The organism is Cecembia lonarensis LW9, from assembly GCF_000298295.1.
Classification (GTDB): Bacteria; Bacteroidota; Bacteroidia; order Cytophagales; family Cyclobacteriaceae; genus Cecembia; species Cecembia lonarensis.
Map to the genome: position 1 here is coordinate 1 of NZ_AMGM01000020.1, position 21,781 is coordinate 21,781.

Genomic DNA, 21,781 nt, shown 5'->3' on the forward strand with positions numbered 1-21,781 from the left:
GACCCCAACTTCTAAATGGTTTTCTCTGTATTCTTAATAGACCTCTCCTTCGTCGAGGTGACAAGGACAAGCCTTTGACATTAGCAATCCTTCTAGGTAATCGAACCATTCCTCACTCTTATTTTTTAATTCCAAACCCCACTTTTGCCTTTTACCTCCCGAAATTCTCCGGGACAAGTCTTTTACTTGGCTCTTATTTCACCTCTTAATGAACCCCTTAAAGCCCTTAACTTCTTAATGGTTCAAAAGACCTCCCTTCCAAAATCCGCCTTCCGACATCCCCCTTTGTCTTATTTCTTGCCTCTTGTTTCTTATCTCTCGCCTCTCGCTTCTCACCTCTCACTTCACCACAAACCACCCATTCAACATCTCCTCCCGATTATACTTCATCGGCTCCAGGTCAGGATAGGTGAGCACCTGCCGGCCGGCGGCCTCCACAATGGCCTGGGCGGCGGCGGTATCCCACTCCATAGTGGGGGCAAAGCGGGGATAAAGTTGGGCCTTGTCCTCAGCCACCAATAGAAACTTCAGACTGGAACCCATGCTGATGCATGCTGCTCCGGGGTATTGGTCAATAAAAGCCTGTGTCTCCTCACTCAGGTGTGAGCGGCTGGCGACAATGGTTTTTACAGGGGCATTTGGGGCAACTTGGAGTTGGACGGCTGGTTGATTGCCCTCCTGTTTCCAGGCCCCTTCTTCTTTACTCCCCCAGTACAGCCAATCCAGCACCGGGGCATAGACTACGCCGAGGATGGCTTTTTGCTGATGGATCAGGGCGATATTGACGGTAAACTCCCCGTTTTTCTTGATAAATTCCTTGGTGCCGTCCAGCGGATCTACCAACCAGTAATAGTCCCAGTTGGACCGTATGGCATAAGGCACATTGGCCCCTTCTTCGGAGAGGATGGGGATACCCGTTTCCTTCAGGGACTTTACGATCACCTCATGCGCTTCCCTATCCGCCTTGGTCAGGGGAGAATCGTCCTCCTTGTACCCCACCTCCATATCAAAACCATGGTAGATGGAGAGGATGATACGGCCTGCTTCAAGGGCGGTGGATTGAGCAAGGGAGCTGAGTTGGTGAAGATTCATTTTTTTTTAACCACTAAGCGCACCAAGGATTAAGAGGCAAGGTGCAGGGCGTAAATAAGAGCCAAGGCAAAAGTAAAAAGGCAAAAGAGGACTGGCCGTTAGGAAAATGTCCCTTTGGACATTTTTAGGCCAGGACCAGGATGCAGGGCGGGAAACTAAGAGCCAAGGCAAAAGTGACACTTAATTCTCAGACAAGTCTATTATGATTGGTTCAGTTTTTTGAGAATACTGGCTAAAATATTTTTTATCTCTTTACTTTCAGCAACCAAGAAATTTAAATCTTCACTGGGCCTTTCTTCTATCGCATTGATTACCCGTAACCAATAATTAGATTCTCTAGCTTCTTTCAGAGCAATTCTAATTTTGTTTTTAAAATCGGCTTTAGAAGAACCTGCCTGGGCTTCCTCATAATTTGCTCCGACAGATGTTGATGATTTCCCTAATTGGTATTTAATGATTTGAAATTCAGAAGTGTTTGGCAAGTTTCTGAGTAACTTCAAACACCTTACGCCAAAATTAAAAGTCCTTTCTAAAAGATCATTTTCTTTCATCCTTTAAGCTTAACTTCCAACTAATTGCCCCCTGATTTTATTATTGCTTTGCCACTTATCTAAATATTATTTTCACTTGGCTCTTCTCAGTGTTTCAAACCACTTGGCTCTTTTTACTTTTGCCTTGGCTCTTTATCACTACAACCTCGCGTCGACTGCCTCCTTCGGCAAGAAACCTTTCACATCAAACACCACACAGCTATCAGATTTGTTAATATTTAGACCTTTGAATTTGTCATGGGATACGGCGAGGACAACACCTGAATATTGACTGATATCCAATGGATTGTCTCCGTTCAAAATAGAAATGCCATACTCATGCATCACTTCCTCAGGGGAAGCCCAAGGGTCATACACATCCACCTCCATGTCGAAAGACTTCAGCTCATGGTAAATGTCTATCACTCTTGTATTACGGATATCGGGGCAGTTTTCTTTAAAAGTAATTCCCAAAATCAACACCTTGGAATCAATCACCTTCAGGTCTTTGCGCATCATGTGTTTGATCAACTCAGTGGCCACATGCCTGCCCATGGAATCGTTCAAGCGCCTTCCTGCCAGGATGATTTCGGGATGGTAACCCACTTCCTGTGCTTTTTGCGCCAGGTAGTAAGGGTCTACGCCAATACAGTGGCCGCCTACCAGTCCGGGTTTGAAGGGCAGGAAGTTCCATTTGGTGCCAGCAGCTTCTAAGACTTCCTGGGTATCTATGCCCAAGAGGTTGAAGATTTTGGAGAGTTCGTTGACAAAGGCAATGTTGATGTCCCTTTGGGAGTTTTCGATCACCTTGGCAGCTTCCGCTACCTTGATGGAGGAGGCCAGGTGGGTACCTGCAGTGATGACAGATTGGTAGAGTTGGTCCACGTACTCCGCCACTTCAGGGGTGGAACCTGCGGTAACTTTCAGGATTTTGGTGACCGTATGTTCTTTATCGCCGGGGTTGATCCTTTCGGGGGAATACCCGCAAAAAAAGTCTACATTGTATTTCAGGCCGGAATGTTTTTCCAATACCGGAACCATTTCCTCTTCAGTAACGCCAGGATATACCGTGGACTCATAAATCACCACATCTCCTTTTTTGAGGAGTCTCCCGACCGTCTCTGAAGATTTGATCATGGGTGTCAATACGGGGCGGTTATGTTTATCTGTAGGGGTGGGTACGGTCACCACAAAAATATTGCAATTGGAAATGGCCGATACGGCATCAGTGACCAATAAGCCTTTTCCTTTTTCCTCCAGTGCCACGGAATTGGGCACAAGAACAGACTGTAAAAGTGCATCCTCCACTTCCAGGGTACGGTCAGTACCTTTTTGGAGTTCGTCCACCCTTTTGGAATTTATATCATAACCTACGGTTTTGAATTTCTCTGCAAAAGCTACCGCCAGCGGAAGGCCCACATAGCCCAGGCCTATAATGGCGATTTTAGAATCTTGTAATGGTGTTAACATGGTGTACTATTAGGATAAAAATATTTGTATTTTTTTATGTGAAATGGTTTCAGTGTGCAAATATAGGGTAAAGAGGGGAAAGGTTAAGGGTTAAACGTTAAAAGTTAAACGTTAACAGTTAACGGGTTAACTGTTAACTATTAGCTGTTAACGCATTCATTGTTCAGCTTGCTCGGAAGTAATTCGGAGGGTTTCAGGGTTCCAACACCGTGAGCACCGCGAACCATCCGTGTCCATCCTATTTATCTGTGGTTATTTTTTTTGAGCCTGTCGAACCATGGTTGGTGAGCTTGCCGAACCATCCGCGATCATCAGCCTAATCAGCGTCACTTGTACTGAGCGAAGTCGAAGTATCAGCGTTCTATTTTGTTGTGAGCTTACGAACAATCGGCGTTCTATTTAATTATTTTTCAAAACCTTCGAGGTTTCAAAAACCTCAAAGGTTGGTACCCCAGCGCTAGCTGCTTTCCCGATGCTCTGAAATTCGATATCCCACTTCAAAATTCGGTCCTTCAGACCTCTGGTTCAATTTGACTGTACCTTATCCCCAGGGCTTCACCCTGGGCTGTCACAGAGCGGCCCTTCAGGCCTTTTCGGAAATTCTTAAAACCTTAACTCCTTAATGGTTTTCTCTGTATTCTTAATAGACCTCTCCTTCGTCGAGGTGACAAGGTAAAGCCTTTGGCACTAATTGACCTGCTGAGTTTTTTAAAGGCTTTTTCTTAATGAAATCCTTAACTTCTCCACGGTTCCATTCCGAAATCCGACTTTCGAAATCCCACCTGAACACTGAACCTTTAACACTTAACACTCACCCCTCATCACTCGTCACTCATCACTCATCACTCCTCACTCTCCACTCTCCACTCTACACTCTACACTCTCCACTCATCACTCTCCACTCATCACTACTACACCAACCCCGGTTTTTCCTTCACCAGCCGCTCATACACCTGTTTAACTTCTTGGGCGTTTTCTTTGCGGAGGACAAGAATGGCATCTTCTGTTTCGATCAGGATGGTGTTGGTCAGCCCGGTGAATTCTGTATGCAGGTTGGTCCCGATGACCATATTCCCCAACTCATCGGTGGGATGCCCTTTCTCTATCAAATAATCGTAGATGGCTTCGAAGGAACCCATATCTGACCATTGGAAGTAAGCCGGCACCACTTTGATTTTCTCAGTTCGCTCCATTACCGCATAATCCACAGAAATGGAGGGGATTTCCAGGGATAATTCCTCCGGGAGCAACCCGTTTTCCATTTCCCTCTTGGCCATAAAGGAGCGGAGGTAAACATTCGGTTCGAATTTGGCCAGTTCATCCAAAAACACCCCTGCCTGGAAACAGAACATTCCTGAATTCCAATAAAAATTGCCCTGCTCCACAAAACCCTTTGCTGTAGCCAGATCAGGCTTTTCCCGGAAAGCTTTTACTTCTTCTCCATCGGCTTCAATATACCCATAACCTGTCTCAGGCCGGGTCGGCTGCAGCCCAAAGGTTGCAATAAAACCTTCTTTGGCCAGGGCAATGCCCCTTTCCACGGCCTGTGTATAGGCAGCATCACCTTCGATCAGCTGATCAGATGGGGTAACGAATAAGATATCTTTTGGGTCACAGACCAAAGCGGCAAAGGTAATGGCCGCCGCGGTATTCCTAGGACAGGCCTCAATGAGTTCCCTGTACTCGGAAATACCCGCTTTTTCCAGGTCTTTTCTGGACAAGAGGTAATTGTCTTTATTGCCCACAATCAGCATCTCATCGCAGAAAGGCTGATTGCGTTTGGCTGTTTTTTGAAAAAGTGTTTCCCCTTCAAAAATCGGTAAATACTGTTTGGGTCGGTTTTTTCGGGACAAAGGCCACAAGCGGGACCCTACTCCACCGCTGAGGATGACGTTGATGGTTTTCATTTGTTCAAAAGTAGATACGCATTTTGCAATTTGAAATTTGAAAAGTATAAAATGACTAAGGGACTAAGAGACTTAGAGAGGTTGGGAAGGGTATCTAGTAAGTCCACTGATCTGGATTCATTCCCAACTTCTAAATCTTCATGACTTCTTATTTTACCCATAATAAAACAATAAAATTAAATTGAGATTAAAGTATTAAAGCCTGTAATAATAGTTTTTTTGTCTCTAAAAACATAGTAATAAAACTCAAAATTTCACCGCAATTCCCAAAGTCTCTCCCTCTCCATTTCTCTTCGTCCCTCCGTCCCTAAGTCTCTAAGTCTTTTTTTCCGCCCTGCAATCTGGCCCCTCCGTCGATCACAGCTTCGCTCTTTCAGTCACATCCGCTTTTAAAAAAGCAGCTGTGCTTAGCAAGATAGAGATGGCTTAGTTTTAAGTGTGGTTTAAAGGTCAGGTTATGGCAACACCTTGTGCAAAAATCCGAACCTGCTGCTATAGCTCCTTATGGTCGCCATCTGATGTAACAAAGTGTCAAATATAGATGCTCAAATCAGCTTAGGCAATATAAACTCAAAAAAAGAATTGGCAAAAAATGACCAAATTCCTGTAAATGAAAGGAATAATTAGGTGTTAATTTTACCTTTTTTAAGATATTATATAACTATCAATAAAAAAAGTACTATTGATATTGGAATAAAAACAGCTACAAATCAGTATCTTGGTTCAAACCTGTAATTTTTCCCAGCAGCACTATTGTCATTTTTTTATGAAAAAATTATGTTCAAATTTGATGTCATAACAATTTTTTATGACAAACATAATTTTTTTTAAAAACATATAATTTCGTGTTTTATGCATACAATTATTTGCATACTACTTTTCCTTTACTAAATTGTATTAACAAATTAATTTTATTCGACCGAATGAAGCTTCATTTTTACCTCCAGAAAAAATTTTCCGGTTATCTGGGATATTTCGGAAAATCCTTATTGCTTTTAGGACTCATCCATAGTTTTAGCGTACAAATTCAGGCCCAAAATTTTCAGAAGCAGGCCAGTGACAAAAGTCAAATCGCCTATCTGGGCATTGGTCCATCTGCCTTTTATGGGGACAATGGCGGGGATTATCCTTCTATGCAATTCCCGGTAAGACCCAATATTGCATTAGGTTACAGCAAAAACCTGGTCAATTTCCTGCAACTGCGTTTTACCTCCGGATATCAGCGCTTGGTGAGCTGGGATGGTTTCAGGCCTGGAACCATGGAAAATTGGGGATCCAGGGGACAGGCGGCTTCCTTTCAGGGAGGGGCCTTATACTTCGATATCATGCCCCAGTTTCTGCTATTTCCCCAGGACCATGTCAGCAATAGGCCCAGATTCAATGCCCATGGGGGCGTTGGATTGGGAGCTATTTTCGTGAATCGCAGACAAGAAACGATAAACGGGAATGGCAATAATTCCAGACGTGTCAGTACACTGACTTCTTATATTCCAGTACGGGCCGGTATCAGTTATAGAGTGGGATATTTGTACAATATAGGTTTGGAAGGCACTTTCTTTCACACCTTTGCCGATGATTTGGATGGCAACATTGGATTCAATAACCGCAATGACCATATGGTACAGTTGAACCTGATGCTGATGCGGTATTTTTAGATTGGAAGAGAGGGTTTGGGGTTAACGTGTTAACGGTTAAACGTTAAGTGTTTGTTGTCCGGAGTTTTCAACTCTGGACTGTTGATTGCTGAGCTTTTAGCTCAGGTCTTAACTGAGTTGGAAAACTCAGGACTCATTTGTCCCGCGCTGCAAGCACGTGACAACGTATCTCCTCCTTTAAACTTTAAACCTTTAACCCATTTTCACCTTGGCTATTAAATTACGTCCTACAGTACCAACATCCCAAACCTACAAAGCACCTCATTCTTCACTCATCATTTTTCATTCTACATTCTCTCTCCTTTTGCCTTAATTCAATTCGACAAACCCACAGCATCGGCCGTCCCTACAGGACGGATGGGAATGGTTATCGCTTTTATGCTAACAATGGATTGTGCCTCTGGCACAATTCGCCCCACCATACAATACAAATCTCCCAAACCTTCAAAGCTCCATTCCTTCTTCATTCCTAATTCATCATTCTACATTTCCAGCCCTACATTCCAGTTCCTAAGTCACTCAGTCTCTCCTTACAACGCAGATCCTCCTTTTTCCTTTTGCCTAGGCTCTTATTCCTCCCCTAAATCCTGTGGCCCTGGCCTATCTTTCTCTTCGTCCCTTCGTCTCTCAGTCCCTACACCCCTCATTCTTCATTCCTAATTCATCATTCTTCATTACCAGCCCTGAAGGGGCGCGATAACAAAACGATGGTCGAAGGCCATCGGTCATCAACGACGCCTATTCTAAAAAATCCCCGGCCTGAAAGGACGGGATATCTGATTAATGGCTTAGCCATTATTACCAAGTTATCCGTGGCCTGCAGCCCCGGGACATCAATATAACCGTTTATCCCCCAGGGGACGGGCTGCACCCGCCCCTCTGCTATCCAGGGCCTTCAGCCCTGAAAATCCGAGAAGCCCTGAAAGAACTTAGACCTTAAACCTTTAAACCGCCCTCTGTCTACCATTCTTCTTTCATTTCACTTTTCATTCATCATTCTACATTCTCTCTCCTTTTGCCTTAATTCAATTCGACAAACCCACAGCATCGGCCGTCCCTACAGGACGGATGGGAATGGTTATCGCTTTTATGCTAACAATGGGTTGTGCCCCTGGCACAATTCGCCCCACCATGCAAGACAAATCTCCCAAACCTTCAAAGCTCCAATCCTTCTTCATTCCTAATTCATCATTCTACATTTCCAGCCCTACATTCCAGTTCCTAAGTCACTCAGTCTCTCCTTACAACGCAGATCCTCCTTTTTCCTTTTGCCTAGGCTCTTATTCCTCCCCTAAATCCTGTGGCCCTGGCCTATCTTTCTCTTCGTCCCTTCGTCTCTCAGTCCCTACACCCCTCATTCTTCATTCCTAATTCATCATTCTTCATTCTTCATTCTTCATTCTTTATTGCCAGCCCTACCCATTCATCAAACCAATTCCCCAATCGTATCAATTCATTATTTACATTGGTTTTTGTAGTTTTATTTGAGTATTCAATAAAAAACCATCTAAACGATGCAGCAACTTTACAGAAAATTTACCCAAATCACCTGGCTGGGGATATTCCTGCTTTTGGCATGGAACTTCCCCCTACAGGCCCAACAGGTGGACATGGACCAATTCAAGGTCATGAAAACCCGTAGCGTAGGCCCGGCAGGCATGAGTGGCAGGGTTACGGCCATTGATGCCGTGCATGCCAACCCAAATATCATTTACGCGGGTTCCGCTTCAGGCGGCCTTTGGAAATCCACTTCCGGAGGTATCACCTGGACACCCATCTTTGATGAAGAAAAGGTGCATTCCATTGGTGCCATTTCCATTTACCAGAAAAACCCCAACATCATCTGGGTAGGTACGGGAGAAGGTAATCCCCGTAACTCTCTCAACTTGGGTTATGGCGTATACCGATCCCTGGATGCCGGTAAAACCTGGCAATTGATGGGATTGGAAAAAACGCGTGCCATTCACCGCATCATCGTGCATCCTGACGACCCCAATACGGTGTATGTGGGCGCCATAGGTTCTCCCTGGGGCGAACAGGAGGAAAGGGGTGTTTACAAAACCACCGACGGCGGTAAAACCTGGAACAAAATCCTCTACATAGATACTAAAACGGGGGTAGGTGAAATGATCATGGATCCCAACAACCCCAATAAGATCTTTGTCAACATGTGGGAACACAGGCGCTATCCTTGGTTCTTTAAGTCCGGAGGTCCTTCTTCCGGTCTGTTTGTGACCATTGACGGGGGGAATAATTGGAAAAAGCTGGATGATAAAAATGGCTTGCCCAAAGGAGACCTTGGCCGTATGGGGCTGGCCATATCCAAAGCCAATTCCAATAAAGTTTATGCCTTGGTGGAATCCAGCAAAAATGCCCTCTATGTGTCAGAAGATGGGGGAGACAATTTCAAAATGGTCAATGACAAACCAGAAATCGGAGACCGTCCCTTTTATTACTTCGAAATCTATGCTGACCCCAAAAATCAGGACAGGCTGTACACGCTCTACTCAAGGGTAGGCATGTCTGAAGATGGGGGCAGAACCTTTACGCAATTGCTCACTTATGAAGGCGTACACCCAGATCACCATGCCTGGTACATCCATCCGGAGGATCCAAGCTTTATGATAGACGGCAACGATGGTGGTTTGAACATCACCCGGGATGGGGGCAAGACTTGGTATTTTGCTGAAAACCTCCCACTCGGTCAGTGGTACCATATCAATGTGGACAACGAACTGCCTTACAATATTTATGGGGGACTACAGGACAACGGCAGCTGGGTAGGTCCGGCTTATGTGTGGAGAAGAGATGGTATCCGCAATACTTACTGGCAGGAAATCATGTTCGGGGACGGTTTCGACGTGGTTCCTGATCCTGAAAATTCAAGGTTTGGATATGCCATGTCCCAAGGAGGTAATGTGGCCCGTTACGATAAAGAAACCGGCCATAAGCGTGTGATCCGTCCTACCCATCCGGACAAGGATGTGTTCCTGAGATTCAACTGGAATGCTGCAATTGCCCAAAGTCCGCATGATGCAGCCACCATTTATTATGGTAGTCAATTCCTACATAAAAGTACCGACAGGGGAGAAACCTGGGAGATCATTTCTCCGGACCTGACCACCGATGATCCTGAAAAGCAGAAGCAACAGGAAACAGGAGGATTGACCTTTGATATTACCGGTGCGGAAAACCATACCACCATCATTGCCATAGCACCAAGTCCACTTGACCCCAATGTCATCTGGGTAGGTACGGACGACGGCAATGTACAGGTGACCCGTGATGGCGGTAAAACCTGGACCAATACCGCAGCCAAACTGACCGGACTGCCTAAAAACAGTTGGATTCCTCAGATTCAAGCTTCCCGATATGATGCGGGTGAAGCTTGGATTGTGGCCAACAATTACAGAAACAATGATTTCTCAGCTTACGCATACCGCACCAAAAATTATGGTAACACTTACGAGCGTGTGGCTGATGATGCGAAAGTTTGGGGTTATGCCCTCTCCATGGTACAGGATCCGGTAGAACCCAATTTGGTCTTCTTGGGCACAGAATATGGTTTATATGTCAGCTTCGACAATGCCAAGACCTGGAATCAGTGGAGACATGGGTACCCCAATGCTGTATCCACCTATGACATGGTCATTCAGGAAAGAGAGGCAGATTTGGTCATTGGTACCTTTGGACGTTCCATTTATGTATTGGATGACATCCGTCCGCTAAGGGTATTTGCCAAAAACCAAGGCAAGGTCCCTGCCGGAAAAATCACAGCTGTGGAGCCTTCCGATGCTTATCAGGCGGAAATCCACCAACCTCATGGAGAGCGTTTTGCTGCTGATGCCAAATATGCCGCAGAAAACCGACCATTTGGAGGCAGGTTGCATTTCATCATCAATGATCCGGGTAAGGAAAAAATGGATTCTGTGACCATTGGTATTTTTAATGCAGCGGGCGAACAGATCAGGACTTTGAAAACCGTACCACAAAACGGGGTGAATCAGGTCATTTGGAACCTGGACAGAAAGTCTGCCGCCGACATGCCTGCAGGTTGGGGTGGACAAAGTAGCCGCAGAGGATTCTTTGAACCAAGTGGAGGGCCTGCTTTGCCGGGCACCTACAAAGTGGTCTTTACCTATGGCGATGCTTCTTCGGAAACCAGCATCAATGTCCACATGGATCCAAGAATCAGTGCACAGATGGCAGATTTGCAGGCAAGGGAAGCCTTCTTGAAGGAGGCTGAATTGTTGGGTGCAGATGTGATGAAAGCCACCCGACAGTTGGATGATGCCAAGAAGCTCATCGACAGGGTATTGACGTATGCCAAAGATGTGGATACCGAAGAGGTGAAGGCTTTGGTGAAATTGGCCAATGAGACCAAGAAAAAGGTGGATACTACCAGGGAAGCATTCTATGGACCGACCAGAGAAGGTCAGGGCATTGTGCGCAACCTGTATCCGACGACCATGACCATGTTATTTGCCCCAAGAAGGTATGCCGGTTCATCTTTTGGTGCTCCTGGAGACACCGAGGACAGGTTGATGCAGCATGCCAAGGAAAGTGCAGAGGAAGCCATGGAAGTATGGAAGGCTTTCTTCGAGAATGACTGGAAGCCTTTTGAGGAAAAGGTGAAAGCCACGGAGATAGACATTTTCCAGCTCCTTGATAAATAAATCCAAAAATGAAAAAGCCCCAGTTTCGGGGCTTTTTTTATGGTTTCGACCCAAGAAAAGCATTTTAGGTTAATGGTTAACGTGTTAACAGCAATAAAGGACACGGTCCTTTTAAACCTCCGAAAAACTTCGGAGTAAGCTTTAACCTATTAACCCTTAAACTCTCTTTGCTCTGTTGTCCGGAGTTTCCAACTCAGAACTGTTGATTGCTGAGCTTTTAGCTCGGGTATTAACTGAGTTGGAAAACTAAGGGTTCAAGGGTCCCGCGCTACAAGCGCGTGACAACGTATCTCCTCCTTTAAACTTTAAACCTTTAACCCATTTTCACCTTGGCTATTAAATTACGTCCTACAGTACCAACATCCCAAACCTACAAAGCACCTCATTCTTCACTCATCATTTTTCATTCTACATTCTCTCTCCTTTTGCCTTATTTCCATTCGACAAACCCACAACATAGGCCGTCCCTACAGGACGGATGGGAATGGTTATGGCTTTTATGCTAACAATGGGTTGTGCCTCTGGCACAATTCGCCCCACCATACAATACAAATCTCCCAAACCTTCAAAGCTTCAACCCATTCTTCATTCCTAATTCATCATTCTACATTTCCAGCCCTACATTCCAGTCCCTGCGTCTCTCCGTCGCTTCGTCTCCAAGTCTCTCCTTACAACGCAGATCTCCTCTTCCTTTTGCCTTGGCTCTTAATCACTAGCCAACTCCCATTCCAAACAACGCAAAGTCATATTTCACCGGATCTTTCGGGTCTAATTCCCGAAGCCGCTGGGTGAGTTCCACTGCCGTCAACCAATCTGTCTGCTTGCGGGTAATCAGCCCAAACTCCCTCCCTACCCGATCCACATGCAGGTCACAAGGGCAAATGAGTTGGTAGGGTTTCAGGGTATTCCATATCCCAAAATCCACGCCTTTATCGTCCTTACGCACCATCCAGCGGAGAAACATATTGATCCGCTTGCAGGCCGCTTTGCGTGCCGGCGTGGCAATGTGCTTCCTTGTCCTTTGTGGGGCATCGGGCAGACTGAAGAAAAAGTGGTGAAAATTGACCAAAAGCTGCTCCATCACATCAGGATCATCTGTCCATTCCAAGGTGAAGGCAGTTTCCAAACTTTGATGATTTCTGTAATACCAAGCAAAAAAAGCGATGAAATACAAGGTGTCAATGTCGTTAAACGTGCGGTGTTTGAAATTCAGGAAAGGCTTAAGGTCCTCCTCCTGATGGTGCAGCATAAAGTCATGGGGTGCATTGTCCATCATCGCCAAAAGTTCCAGGCATTTGTTGATGATAGTTTTCCGCTGTCCCCAGGCCAAAATGGCAGCAAAAAAACCGGCAATCTCAATGTCCTGCTTTTTGGAAAAACGGTGGGGAATAGAAATAGGGTCCAGGGCAATAAATCCAGGTTGGTTGAACTGGGCCACTTTTTGGTCTAAAAAATCTTTCAATTCCATCTCAGAGCGCAACGTTGACCTCTCCCCCTTGGGTGCCATCAAACCATTTAAAGTGAAGTTGATTTTCTTTCCTTTCAGAAAGGTGCCAATCGAAGCATTTGATATTGGTGAGGGAAGTCAGGGAATCACTGTCCGGGTCATACAGGCAAATGTCAAAATCAGGGAGCAACTTGGAGTCTGTCGCATTCCATTTTTCCAAGATCAACCCCTCATCGATAAACTTAATCTTACTGCCAAAATAATGGTCCTCCAAAACAGAAGGGACGCCGTCTTTTCTTCTTATTTGAAAGCAGCTGGGGCCAAACATAATCTGCTTGTGCACCTTGGCTTCCAAAAGGCCCTTGGTCTGTGGCAATTCCTCCCAATCGTTATTTTGTACCTTAACTTTTTCCTGTTTGGGGCTCAAACTGGCCAATAAGCGGGAAAGGGCTGAGAAAACATAAGTCATTCCGACGAATATCATCCCAAAAGTGGCCATGATTGGATAAGACAATACGAAAATTGCGTTCCATAGGAACCTAAAAATATTATGAAATATCAATCTTGTTTTACTCATGGGCAGGCAATACTGTTACAAAGGTAAGGCGAAGCATTTGGATTCCCAAAAAGCGGGAAATTAAACAAGAATAGTAAGAGCCAAGGCAAAAGTAAAAAGGCAAAAGTTGGTGTCTTGAATGTTGTCGTGTTGTCGTGGTTCGAACCGTGTTTCTGTTGTCCGGAGTTTTCAACTCTGGACTTTGCTAAGTTAAAGTACGCAGATTGAGCGTATGATCGCAGATTTGTCCCGGCTCAGATCAGCGTGAATCCGCTACATCAGCGTTTATCGGCGTTCTATTTAATATATCTTGGCTGATCTTTTTTATTTGCGGATTACAAATCCGCTTTATCGCTTCACAAAATTGCAAATTTCGTGAAGCTCCCTTAAACTTTAAACATTCCTCAATAAGACACTTCCACCGGAAAACGGGCATTTACCGCACGCAATTGGTCATAAGCGGCCTTGGACAGTTTGATCACCAACCTGCTGTTATCCCCTGTATCTGGAAGTTTACCCACTACCCTGGCAAAAATAGCGATATCATTTTCCTCATTCCTGATCCGCATGATGGTACCCACAGGTGCTGTCCTGTGGAGGACCAGGTATTTTTTGTGGTTACCCGTACCTTCGATTACTTCGGCCAGTCCGGTTTCCTTCATGTTTTTATAGGCCGTACTTGCATTTTGACCTGCAACAGTAGTGCCCGTAACGGACAATTGACCCTCAGCCCTTTGGTTATTGACCACTATGGGCACGGAAGCGGTCACAACCGGAACGTCAGATGAAGACTCCCTGCCCACCTTTAACTTTTGCCCTATGCTAAGGTTATTGGAGGCAAGTGAGTTCCAAGTGATCAAATCATCCACCTTGGCATCATAAGCTTTAGCGATGGAAAACAGCGTTTCTCCCTGGGCCACGGTATGGGAAATCCATTCCCCTGGTAAATTTCTATTCGCTGCCGATGCAGGTGTTCCACTTGGCGGGCTTGCAGGCGGCACATTGGCCCTCACCTCTTCTCTGGCCTTGGCTTCCACCTTTTCCACAGGAGGTTTTTCCTGGCTGGCTTTTGTATCTGTCCTTGCGGGTGATGTAGACGGTGGCGTCACCGGGACGGGAGTAGCCTGTGCTACAACAGGTTCGGGCTTAGGCTCCACTATTCCCTTGAGCAATAAGGCCTGACCTACGCTCAGGTCATTCCCCTTGAGCTCATTCCAGCTCATGATGTCATTGACTGTTACCCCGTATTGCTTGGATATGGAAAATAAGGTCTCTCCCGGAGCCACCCTATGTAATTTGGAATCTTCCGGCACAGCGGTGGGACTGATATAAGGAATTCTGATCCTTTGGTTAATCTTCAAACCTTCCTGTAACTGTTCATTGCTGGACAAAATTTCACCTACAGCGGTATTATATCTTCTGGAAATGCCAAACAATGTTTCCCCTTGATCTACCTGATGGATAATAAAAGTCTTATCACCCACCTTTTCGATACCAATGGAATCCATTTCGATAACTTCATAAGCTTGGGTTTGGGTAAAAACAAATAATACTACGCAAAAGGCAATCAACTTCTTCATAATCAATGGACGGTTATTAAACACAAATTTCAGATTAATTTTATCATTTCCAAGTCAGATCCGGGAAAGGTATGCTGCTTTTTTGTTTACCTTACACTAACGTGTATTTATTAAATTAGGATATCCGATAATATTGGTATATTCAACGTCCAAACCATTAAATGATGAAGTATTTAGTATTAGCAGGGCTGTTTTTGGGATTGATCTTGGATTTAAAGGCTCAGGACCAAAACGATACCCTTCCTGAAGTATCCAAAAAGAAAGTATATACCTTTTTGATCGATGACAACATTGATCCAAGAATGAACAGGCGGGTACGCCTGGCTTTAGAAGATGCCAAAAATCAGGAAGCTGACCTGATCATCATAGAAATGGACACCTATGGTGGAGCAGTAAATGATGCCGATGATATACGGACCATGATTTTGGAATTGGACCGTCCTATCCACGTATGGATCAACAAAGACGCTGCCTCTGCCGGGGCCTTGATTTCCATTGCCTGCGACAGTATTTACATGGCTCCGGGTGCCAGTATTGGTGCCGCCACCGTGGTGATGGGGGGAGGTGGAGATGCTGCCCCTGACAAATACCAATCTTATATGCGCTCCATGATGCGCAGCACGGCTGAAGCCAAAGGCAGGGATCCCAAAATTGCTGAGGCCATGGTGGACCAAAACCTGGAAATAGAGGGTGTGAGCACCAAAGGCTCCGTGATCACCTTTTCGGTTTCTGAGGCCATCGCCAACGGTTTCAGTGAAGGACAGGCCAACAGCATGAAAGAGGTGATCGAGGATAAGTTGGGCATCGAAACATACGAAATCATCGCCTATGAAACTTCGGATATAGAAAAAGTAATTGCTTTCTTCCTCAACCCTATGGTCAGCGGTTTTTTGATCCTGGTCATTTTTGCAGGCATTTATTTCGAAATTCAGACTCCCGGTGTTGGGTTCCCTTTAGCCGCCTCCATCACGGCTGTCATCCTGTATTTCATACCCTATTACCTGACGGGGCTGGCCACCAACTGGGAGATTGCCGTATTCATATTGGGTCTTATTTTATTAGCGGTAGAAATCTTTGTACTGCCCGGCTTTGGGGTTTTCGGAATCCTGGGCATCGTAGGCATATTGGTGGGACTGACCCTGGGTATGGTACCCAATGATGCTTTTGACTTCACTTTTGTTCCGACAGGCGAGCTATTTGGCGCCTTATTGACCGTACTCTTGGCTGCCTTGGCAGCTATTGGGCTGATTTTCTTTATGGCACCCAAGGTCAATCAATGGAAAGCCTTTAGCAGCATTGCTTTGGCTGGGAGCCAACAGCGTAATGAGGGCTATACCTCCAGCTTTTATTCCAATGATTTGATGGGCAAAGAAGGCCTTACCCATACCCGTCTGATGCCTAGCGGTAAAGTCATGATTGATGATGAAATCTATGATGCCTATTCTCGGGGAGAATTTATCGATCGGGGAGAAAAGGTAAAAGTGATCAGCACTGAGGGGACAAGTTTGAGGGTAAGGAAGGTGGGGGGGGAGTGAGAAGTTGGGGACGAAAGAAATTAGGGAGGTTTAAAGTTCAAGGTTCAAATGTTCAATGTTTTACTAATCTTATAAAGTACACTTGAACCCATGAATCCTGAACCCTCAACCTTAATCTCCGAATTACTTCAAACTTATCCGATTATTTAGAAGCCAAATAAAAAACTATTCTGTAAATTTAGTTTTGAAAATTTTTTAGGACTATGAAAATTTACAGATTTGAAGATTTAGATATTTGGCAAGAAGTTAGGGAGCTATGTAAATCGATTAGAGAGCTAACCAAAAAGAAAGATTTTTCAAAAGATTTTAAGTTATGCTCTCAGATAAATTCCGCTTCTGGTTCAATTATGGACCCTGTGAAATATTGAGATGTTTTACGTGTACGTTCTTAGAAGTCAAAAGGATAAAAAATTCTACACTGGATTTACTAAAAATCTGGAGAAAAGATTACTTGAGCACAATAATGGGCTATCTGCATCAACAAAGTATCGCATTCCATTTGATTTAGTATATTTTGAGGCTTGTTTAAATCAACAAGATGCCATGCATAGAGAAAAATACCTTAAATCGACTTATGGCAAGAGATATTTGAAGAACAGATTGAAAAACTTCCTGTTAGAATAGTATTTCACAGGGTAGCTGAAGGATTTGAAAGAGATGGCAACAAAGAATTCATTCAGTTTTTGTCGATTGCAAAAGGATCAAATGGAGAAACTAGGTCTCAAGCTTACAGATCTTTTGATGCTGGATTCATAAGTGAAGAAGAGTTCAAGGACATTTTAACTAGAACTGAAAGTATTAAAGGGAAGTTGAATTCCCTGATTAAATATCTCAAAAACTCTGACAGAAAAGGAAATAAGTATTAAAGCAGTCCTTGAACATAACTCTCAAACCTGAACCTTGAACTCTGAACCCTGAACCATGAACCCTTAACCCTTAACCCTTAACTATTAACAGTTAACTCTGAAACTACCTTCTTCAAATGTTCAATGATTTTCGAATCTTATAGGATATTCTTGATCTCAAAAAATTAAAATCCCCTATTTTCGGGGCATGAACAGTGGCAGCAGCATTTACGAAGTTTTGGGAGAGGAGAAAATCAAGGTATTGGTCCATCATTTTTACCTCTATGTGGCCGAGACACCGGAATTACGCCGGCTCTATCCGGAAAAGGATTTGGCTCCTGCCGAAGAAAGGTTATTTTTGTTTCTGGTGCATGTGTTTGGCGGTCCATCTACCTATTTGGAAAAAAGAGGGCATCCCATGTTGCGCCGCAGACATTTTCAGTGGCCCATCGATGAAAAAATGAGAAATGTATGGCTCAATTGCATGTTTAAGGCTATGGACCAAGTGGAAATCGAAACGGACATCAGGGAAGCGCTGATGAATTATTTTATCAAAGTGGCCAACCACATGATCAATCGATAAACATGCTTTTGCTTAGAAGGATATATACATTTTATGCTTTTTTGGTGTTTCTGATCACCTTTATCCTGCTTTTCCCAGTATTCCTGATGGCAGCTTGGATACCTGGGTGGCAGAAATACGGCCGTTTGGTCAACCAATACTGGGCAAAAATTTATTTTGTGTTGATCGGCATGCCGGTGAAAATGGAGGGCAGCGAGCACATCAAGAAAGGACAGCCTTATGTCTTTGTAGCCAACCATTTCTCCTACCTGGATATTCCTTTTATGGGATTTATTCCTGGGGATGTGGTTTTTGTAGGCAAAAGCTCCATTGGGAAAGTCCCCCTGTTCGGGTATTACTTTAAGAAGCTGCATATTGCTGTGAATAGGGCTTCCATCAAAAGCCGGGGTGAGGTTTTGATCAGGGCCAAAAAAGCCATCACGCAGGGCAGCAGTATTGTCATTTTTCCGGAAGGAGGCATCACCACCGGTGAGCCACCTCACATGAACCGGTTTAAAGACGGGGCATTTTCTTTGGCCATTGACAAACAAATCCCTCTTATTCCTGTCACCTTATCATATAATCATATAATTTTACCGGATGACGGGAGGTTATTGTTAAACTTCAAAAAAGGGAAAATAGTCATCCATCCGCCTTTGGATACCAAGGGACTGAATTCCAAAGACCTTCCTCAATTGAAAGAGAATTGTTACCGGCTCATTCAGGATCAGTTATGGAAGGACAATCAGCTTCCAGAAACAGAAAAAACGATTATCAAGACCACATGAAAGTAGATTTAAATACTGTAAAAAAAATTGCCCACTTGGCAAGGTTGGAGTTTGACGAAGAGGGGGCAGAAAAAATGCAAAAAGACATGACCCAAATCCTGGACTGGGAAGAACAGCTCAATGAGGTGGATACGGAGAACGTAGAACCTCTTACCACTATGTCGAGTGAAGTCAATGTCCTGAGGGAGGATGAGGTTGGCGAACACCTTTCCCATGAAAGAGGCCTGCTGAATGCCCCCCAAAAAGATTCTGACTATTTTAGGGTACCTAAGGTGCTTGAATAATGGCTGCTCCAATAAGCAGAAAAGCCGGCGACATACTCTTTAAGGGTCTGCCCTTCAGCCTAAGCCTGCTGGGAAGTTTGTTGTTATTGGCCAGTCATTTTTTCTGGAAAGACAGCATCATGCCGGTAATTCCGGGTATTTTTTCCGAATCCATCAACGTACCCATCAGTTATTATAGCATTGGTGCTGAGGTATTTGCACTCGAAATGGATAATTTCCTTATTTTTCAAAATTTCCAATCCCTTGCCCCAAGTGCTTTTCCCCAACTCAGCCTCCTTTATGGCCTATTGATTTGGATATTATTCATACTGGGGCTTACCCTGATCAGTACCTTCAAAAGGATGTACTTTATCGTGGCCACAGGACTTTGCATCTTTCTTTTCACTTTTAGCGGCGTCAATGGCCTGCACATCGGCGGCCTGTACAGCAACAATTCCCTTCTGCTCTTATTGGGAGGTACCCTTTTGCCCGTAATCCTGCTTTCTTTTTTTGCCCCTTCATGGGGGATACTGCAGCGCTTGGCCATTATGGCCCTTGCCTCATTCCTTACCCTATTTGTCCTCATTTACTTTGCTGACATTGAGCAACCCGCCTTATGGCTGGCAGAGAACAGCACCTTCCCTGCGGCCATGCTTTCGGTACTGTTTTTCATGCACATTGGCCATGCTGTCATTTCCAGCACTACTGTTTTTTTGATCCGGCTCAATAAAGGCACCGGCATCAAAATCATTTGGCACCTGCTGGTTATTTTTGTACTCTTTTTTCTCCTGTTGCTCTTCTCCCTGCTTTCCATCATGGGGGCTGTCAACCTGCCCTTCCCTACCCTACCGCCATTTATCTTGTTTTTGGCAGCGGGATATTTGGGTTATGGCGTAATGAAATTAAAGGCTGAACAAACGGATCAGGTATATGAAATTCCCCTGGTGGGAAAGGCTTTTTACTGGATTGGTTTTGCCATAGCAGCTTGGACCTGGACGAAAGCGGATTTTTCAGGTAATCAACCGCTTTTTGAATTCTTAAGCCATACCTTCATTTACGGACAAATTGCACTGAGCCTGCTTTTTTTCCTCTATCTACTGGCCAATTTTAACCAAGTGATCAATTCAGGGAAAGAGGTCGAAAAAATCCTCTTCAAACCACAGTTCTTCGCCTACTTCCATATGCGCATTGGTGCCACCATGGCCTTGGTGATTTTGGTGATTTTCGCAGATGCTGTGGTCGGTATGCAGATTCCTGCCTTCAGTAGTCAAATCACAGCTGATTATTATTATCAAACACAAAAACCACTGGAAGCTGCCATCTTGTATGAGAACAGCTGGCTGGAATACCGCAAAAATCCGAAAGCAAAAAATGCAGCAGCTCACCTGAGGTTTCAGTTGAAAAATACCAATGAGGCCATGGATCACCTCTTTCAAAATTTTGACTACGTTCCTTCCGTCCAAAACATTCTTTTGCTCAGCGATAGGCTTCACCGACAGGATAAGATCTTTGAGGCTTTATTTTACCTGGAAAATGGCCTGGAAATCTTTCCAGGAGATGCGCGCTTACAAAATAACCGCGCACTATTATACTCTAAGCTGAACCGCGCACAAGAAGCAATGCAGTCACTTCAGGCCATGGAAAAAGAAAAAGATGTGGCCAAAGCCAACATGCTGGGCCTCATGGTCAAACATAGAATGGGCATGCAGGAAGGGTTGGAAGACCGGGAAGACCTGCCTTATCGCATCAATTATCTGGCCCATGCCAACAGGCAAGGCAACTATGCTCCCTTTATCCTGGATACCAGAAACCTACCCAGCAATTTCCACCTGCAAACCGCCTTACTCAGAAACCAATGGAGTAACCAAGTCAACCGTGACCTGAAGGGAGACCTTGAGCAATTGGACAGCTTGATTGCTATGGAGCAGATGAGTTTTGAAGAGCGTAATTACAGAGAAAGCAGGATATTGCGGACTTTACAGGATAATTTCCTGAATGAAACCCTCAAATACCTGAATGGTATGGTGCAGTCATTCCCCAATTCAGCAGGCTACTACCATATCCTGGCTTCGAAAATCCTGGCTGGAAATTGGGATCTTGAAAAAGCTGCTGTAGACATCCTGATGGCAGAAGAAAAGGGCTTTGACAACTTTCAACCATTGCATCTGGCCATACTGTATTTTGGGGAAAAACCTATTGATGCATTACGCATCCATACACTTAAAGCCATAGACTTTCCCCAATGGATGGTATGGAATGAAAGTGGAAGGCTTGATGAAAATGAACAAGTACAGTTTTGGGAGGCTGTAGGGAGACTACACCGCATGCTGCCTGAAGAACTTTTATTGCCTCTGGCACAGATAGACGCTGAAATGTTGCGGGCCGATTGGGCCATGGGCTTATTACGACATAAGTTGCACGTCATTTCACCAAGCGATTTCCTACAAATCAAAGCCTTGTTGCTGGAAGAAATACAAGGCCCTTGGACCGAGGCACAGTTGGACAATTGGTATGCTTATGTACATGGAGAGACCGACAGCCTATTGCCAGAAATCGAGGCCTTGCTTCTTCCTGAATTGGGATTGGCCAGAAATGCCTACTGGGGACCCTTGGTCATGAAGGCTGTTGAAGACAGCGCTGAAATCCTTGGGAAGTATGAGATCCTTCAGGAGGCCATACAGTTCAACAAGGACCCTATGCTTTGGATACAGTATGTGAAATACAGCAGGCAAATGGGTCTGGACAACTATGCATCTGAAGCATTGTCTACCATGCGGACTTGGATTGACGGGGCACAGCTGGAGAAGTTACAGATGGAGAACTTCTGATTGAAAATGCCGTTTATGCAATTAAGTTTTTCTCCCATTAATTTTTT

Annotated in this window: 19 protein-coding genes; 10 read left to right on the forward strand and 9 right to left on the reverse strand. The window is 44.6% G+C overall.

Annotated elements, in window-relative coordinates:
* Window positions 1-339 precede the first annotated feature (339 nt).
* The 4 genes from cysQ to B879_RS08250 form a co-directional block, all read right to left on the reverse strand.
* Complete coding sequence (cysQ, locus tag B879_RS08235; protein WP_009184705.1) at window positions 340-1,092, reverse strand: 3'(2'),5'-bisphosphate nucleotidase CysQ; 753 nt, start codon at window positions 1,090-1,092, stop codon at window positions 340-342.
* 200 nt (window positions 1,093-1,292) lie between these two features.
* Complete coding sequence (locus B879_RS08240; protein WP_009184706.1) at window positions 1,293-1,643, reverse strand: four helix bundle protein; 351 nt, start codon at window positions 1,641-1,643, stop codon at window positions 1,293-1,295.
* Between the two features lie 138 nt (window positions 1,644-1,781).
* Window positions 1,782-3,092 (reverse strand): nucleotide sugar dehydrogenase, encoded by a 1,311-nt coding sequence (locus B879_RS08245; RefSeq protein WP_009184707.1) that lies wholly within the window; start codon window positions 3,090-3,092, stop codon window positions 1,782-1,784.
* 911 nt (window positions 3,093-4,003) lie between these two features.
* The gene (locus B879_RS08250; protein ID WP_009184708.1) at window positions 4,004-4,999 is read right to left on the reverse strand and encodes a mannose-1-phosphate guanylyltransferase; all 996 of its coding nucleotides are present in this window, start codon (window positions 4,997-4,999) and stop codon (window positions 4,004-4,006) included.
* A 923-nt stretch (window positions 5,000-5,922) separates the two neighbouring features.
* Here B879_RS08250 and B879_RS08255 point away from each other — a divergent pair.
* A complete protein-coding gene (locus tag B879_RS08255) occupies window positions 5,923-6,654 on the forward strand; it encodes a hypothetical protein (protein ID WP_157231562.1) in 732 nt (243 codons plus the stop codon).
* Window positions 6,655-6,968: 314 nt separating this feature from the next.
* Here the strand turns inward: B879_RS08255 and B879_RS22620 are convergent, their stop codons facing one another.
* Both B879_RS22620 and B879_RS22625 read right to left on the reverse strand, forming a co-directional pair.
* Window positions 6,969-7,121 carry a hypothetical protein gene (locus B879_RS22620; protein WP_157231563.1) on the reverse strand — a complete coding sequence of 51 codons (153 nt, stop codon included), beginning with the start codon at window positions 7,119-7,121 and terminating at the stop codon, window positions 6,969-6,971.
* A gap of 558 nt (window positions 7,122-7,679) precedes the next feature.
* The gene (locus B879_RS22625) at window positions 7,680-7,832 is read right to left on the reverse strand and encodes a hypothetical protein (RefSeq protein ID WP_157231564.1); all 153 of its coding nucleotides are present in this window, start codon (window positions 7,830-7,832) and stop codon (window positions 7,680-7,682) included.
* 336 nt (window positions 7,833-8,168) lie between these two features.
* On the opposite strand from B879_RS22625, the gene B879_RS08260 reads away from it, so the two are divergent.
* Window positions 8,169-11,330, forward strand: a complete 3,162-nt coding sequence (locus B879_RS08260; RefSeq protein WP_009184711.1) for a VPS10 domain-containing protein — start codon at window positions 8,169-8,171, stop codon at window positions 11,328-11,330.
* 712 nt (window positions 11,331-12,042) lie between these two features.
* Here B879_RS08260 and B879_RS08265 read toward each other — a convergent pair.
* The 3 genes from B879_RS08265 to B879_RS08275 all read right to left on the reverse strand — a co-directional run bounded on the left by B879_RS08265 (window position 12,043) and on the right by B879_RS08275 (window position 14,913).
* Window positions 12,043-12,798, reverse strand: a complete 756-nt coding sequence (locus tag B879_RS08265) for a TIGR02757 family protein (RefSeq protein WP_040400380.1) — start codon at window positions 12,796-12,798, stop codon at window positions 12,043-12,045.
* 1 nt (window position 12,799) lies between these two features.
* Complete coding sequence (locus tag B879_RS08270; RefSeq protein WP_009184713.1) at window positions 12,800-13,354, reverse strand: hypothetical protein; 555 nt, start codon at window positions 13,352-13,354, stop codon at window positions 12,800-12,802.
* A 383-nt stretch (window positions 13,355-13,737) separates the two neighbouring features.
* Complete coding sequence (locus B879_RS08275; protein ID WP_009184714.1) at window positions 13,738-14,913, reverse strand: LysM peptidoglycan-binding domain-containing protein; 1,176 nt, start codon at window positions 14,911-14,913, stop codon at window positions 13,738-13,740.
* A 164-nt stretch (window positions 14,914-15,077) separates the two neighbouring features.
* Here B879_RS08275 and B879_RS08280 point away from each other — a divergent pair, with 164 nt between their 5' ends.
* The 8 genes from B879_RS08280 to B879_RS08315 all read left to right on the forward strand — a co-directional run bounded on the left by B879_RS08280 (window position 15,078) and on the right by B879_RS08315 (window position 21,734).
* Entirely contained in the window at window positions 15,078-16,448 is a 1,371-nt protein-coding gene (locus B879_RS08280; protein WP_009184715.1) for an NfeD family protein, read from the forward strand.
* Window positions 16,449-16,651: 203 nt separating this feature from the next.
* Window positions 16,652-16,816, forward strand: coding sequence for a four helix bundle protein (locus B879_RS08285; protein ID WP_009184716.1), 165 nt, complete (start codon window positions 16,652-16,654; stop codon window positions 16,814-16,816).
* Window position 16,817: 1 nt separating this feature from the next.
* The gene (locus B879_RS08290; protein ID WP_009184717.1) at window positions 16,818-17,072 is read left to right on the forward strand and encodes a GIY-YIG nuclease family protein; all 255 of its coding nucleotides are present in this window, start codon (window positions 16,818-16,820) and stop codon (window positions 17,070-17,072) included.
* Window positions 17,073-17,131: 59 nt separating this feature from the next.
* Window positions 17,132-17,314: a four helix bundle protein gene (locus B879_RS23175; RefSeq protein WP_010608189.1), complete on the forward strand. Its 183-nt coding sequence runs from the start codon at window positions 17,132-17,134 to the stop codon at window positions 17,312-17,314.
* Between the two features lie 187 nt (window positions 17,315-17,501).
* Window positions 17,502-17,876 carry a globin domain-containing protein gene (locus B879_RS08300; RefSeq protein WP_009184718.1) on the forward strand — a complete coding sequence of 125 codons (375 nt, stop codon included), beginning with the start codon at window positions 17,502-17,504 and terminating at the stop codon, window positions 17,874-17,876.
* 2 nt (window positions 17,877-17,878) lie between these two features.
* Window positions 17,879-18,643, forward strand: coding sequence for a lysophospholipid acyltransferase family protein (locus B879_RS08305; protein WP_009184719.1), 765 nt, complete (start codon window positions 17,879-17,881; stop codon window positions 18,641-18,643).
* Complete coding sequence (gatC, locus tag B879_RS08310; protein ID WP_040400381.1) at window positions 18,640-18,927, forward strand: Asp-tRNA(Asn)/Glu-tRNA(Gln) amidotransferase subunit GatC; 288 nt, start codon at window positions 18,640-18,642, stop codon at window positions 18,925-18,927. The genes B879_RS08305 and gatC overlap by 4 nt, the downstream gene beginning before the upstream one ends.
* Complete coding sequence (locus B879_RS08315) at window positions 18,927-21,734, forward strand: tetratricopeptide repeat protein (RefSeq protein ID WP_009184721.1); 2,808 nt, start codon at window positions 18,927-18,929, stop codon at window positions 21,732-21,734. Before gatC ends, B879_RS08315 begins: the two co-directional genes overlap by 1 nt.
* Window positions 21,735-21,781: the final 47 nt, after the last annotated feature.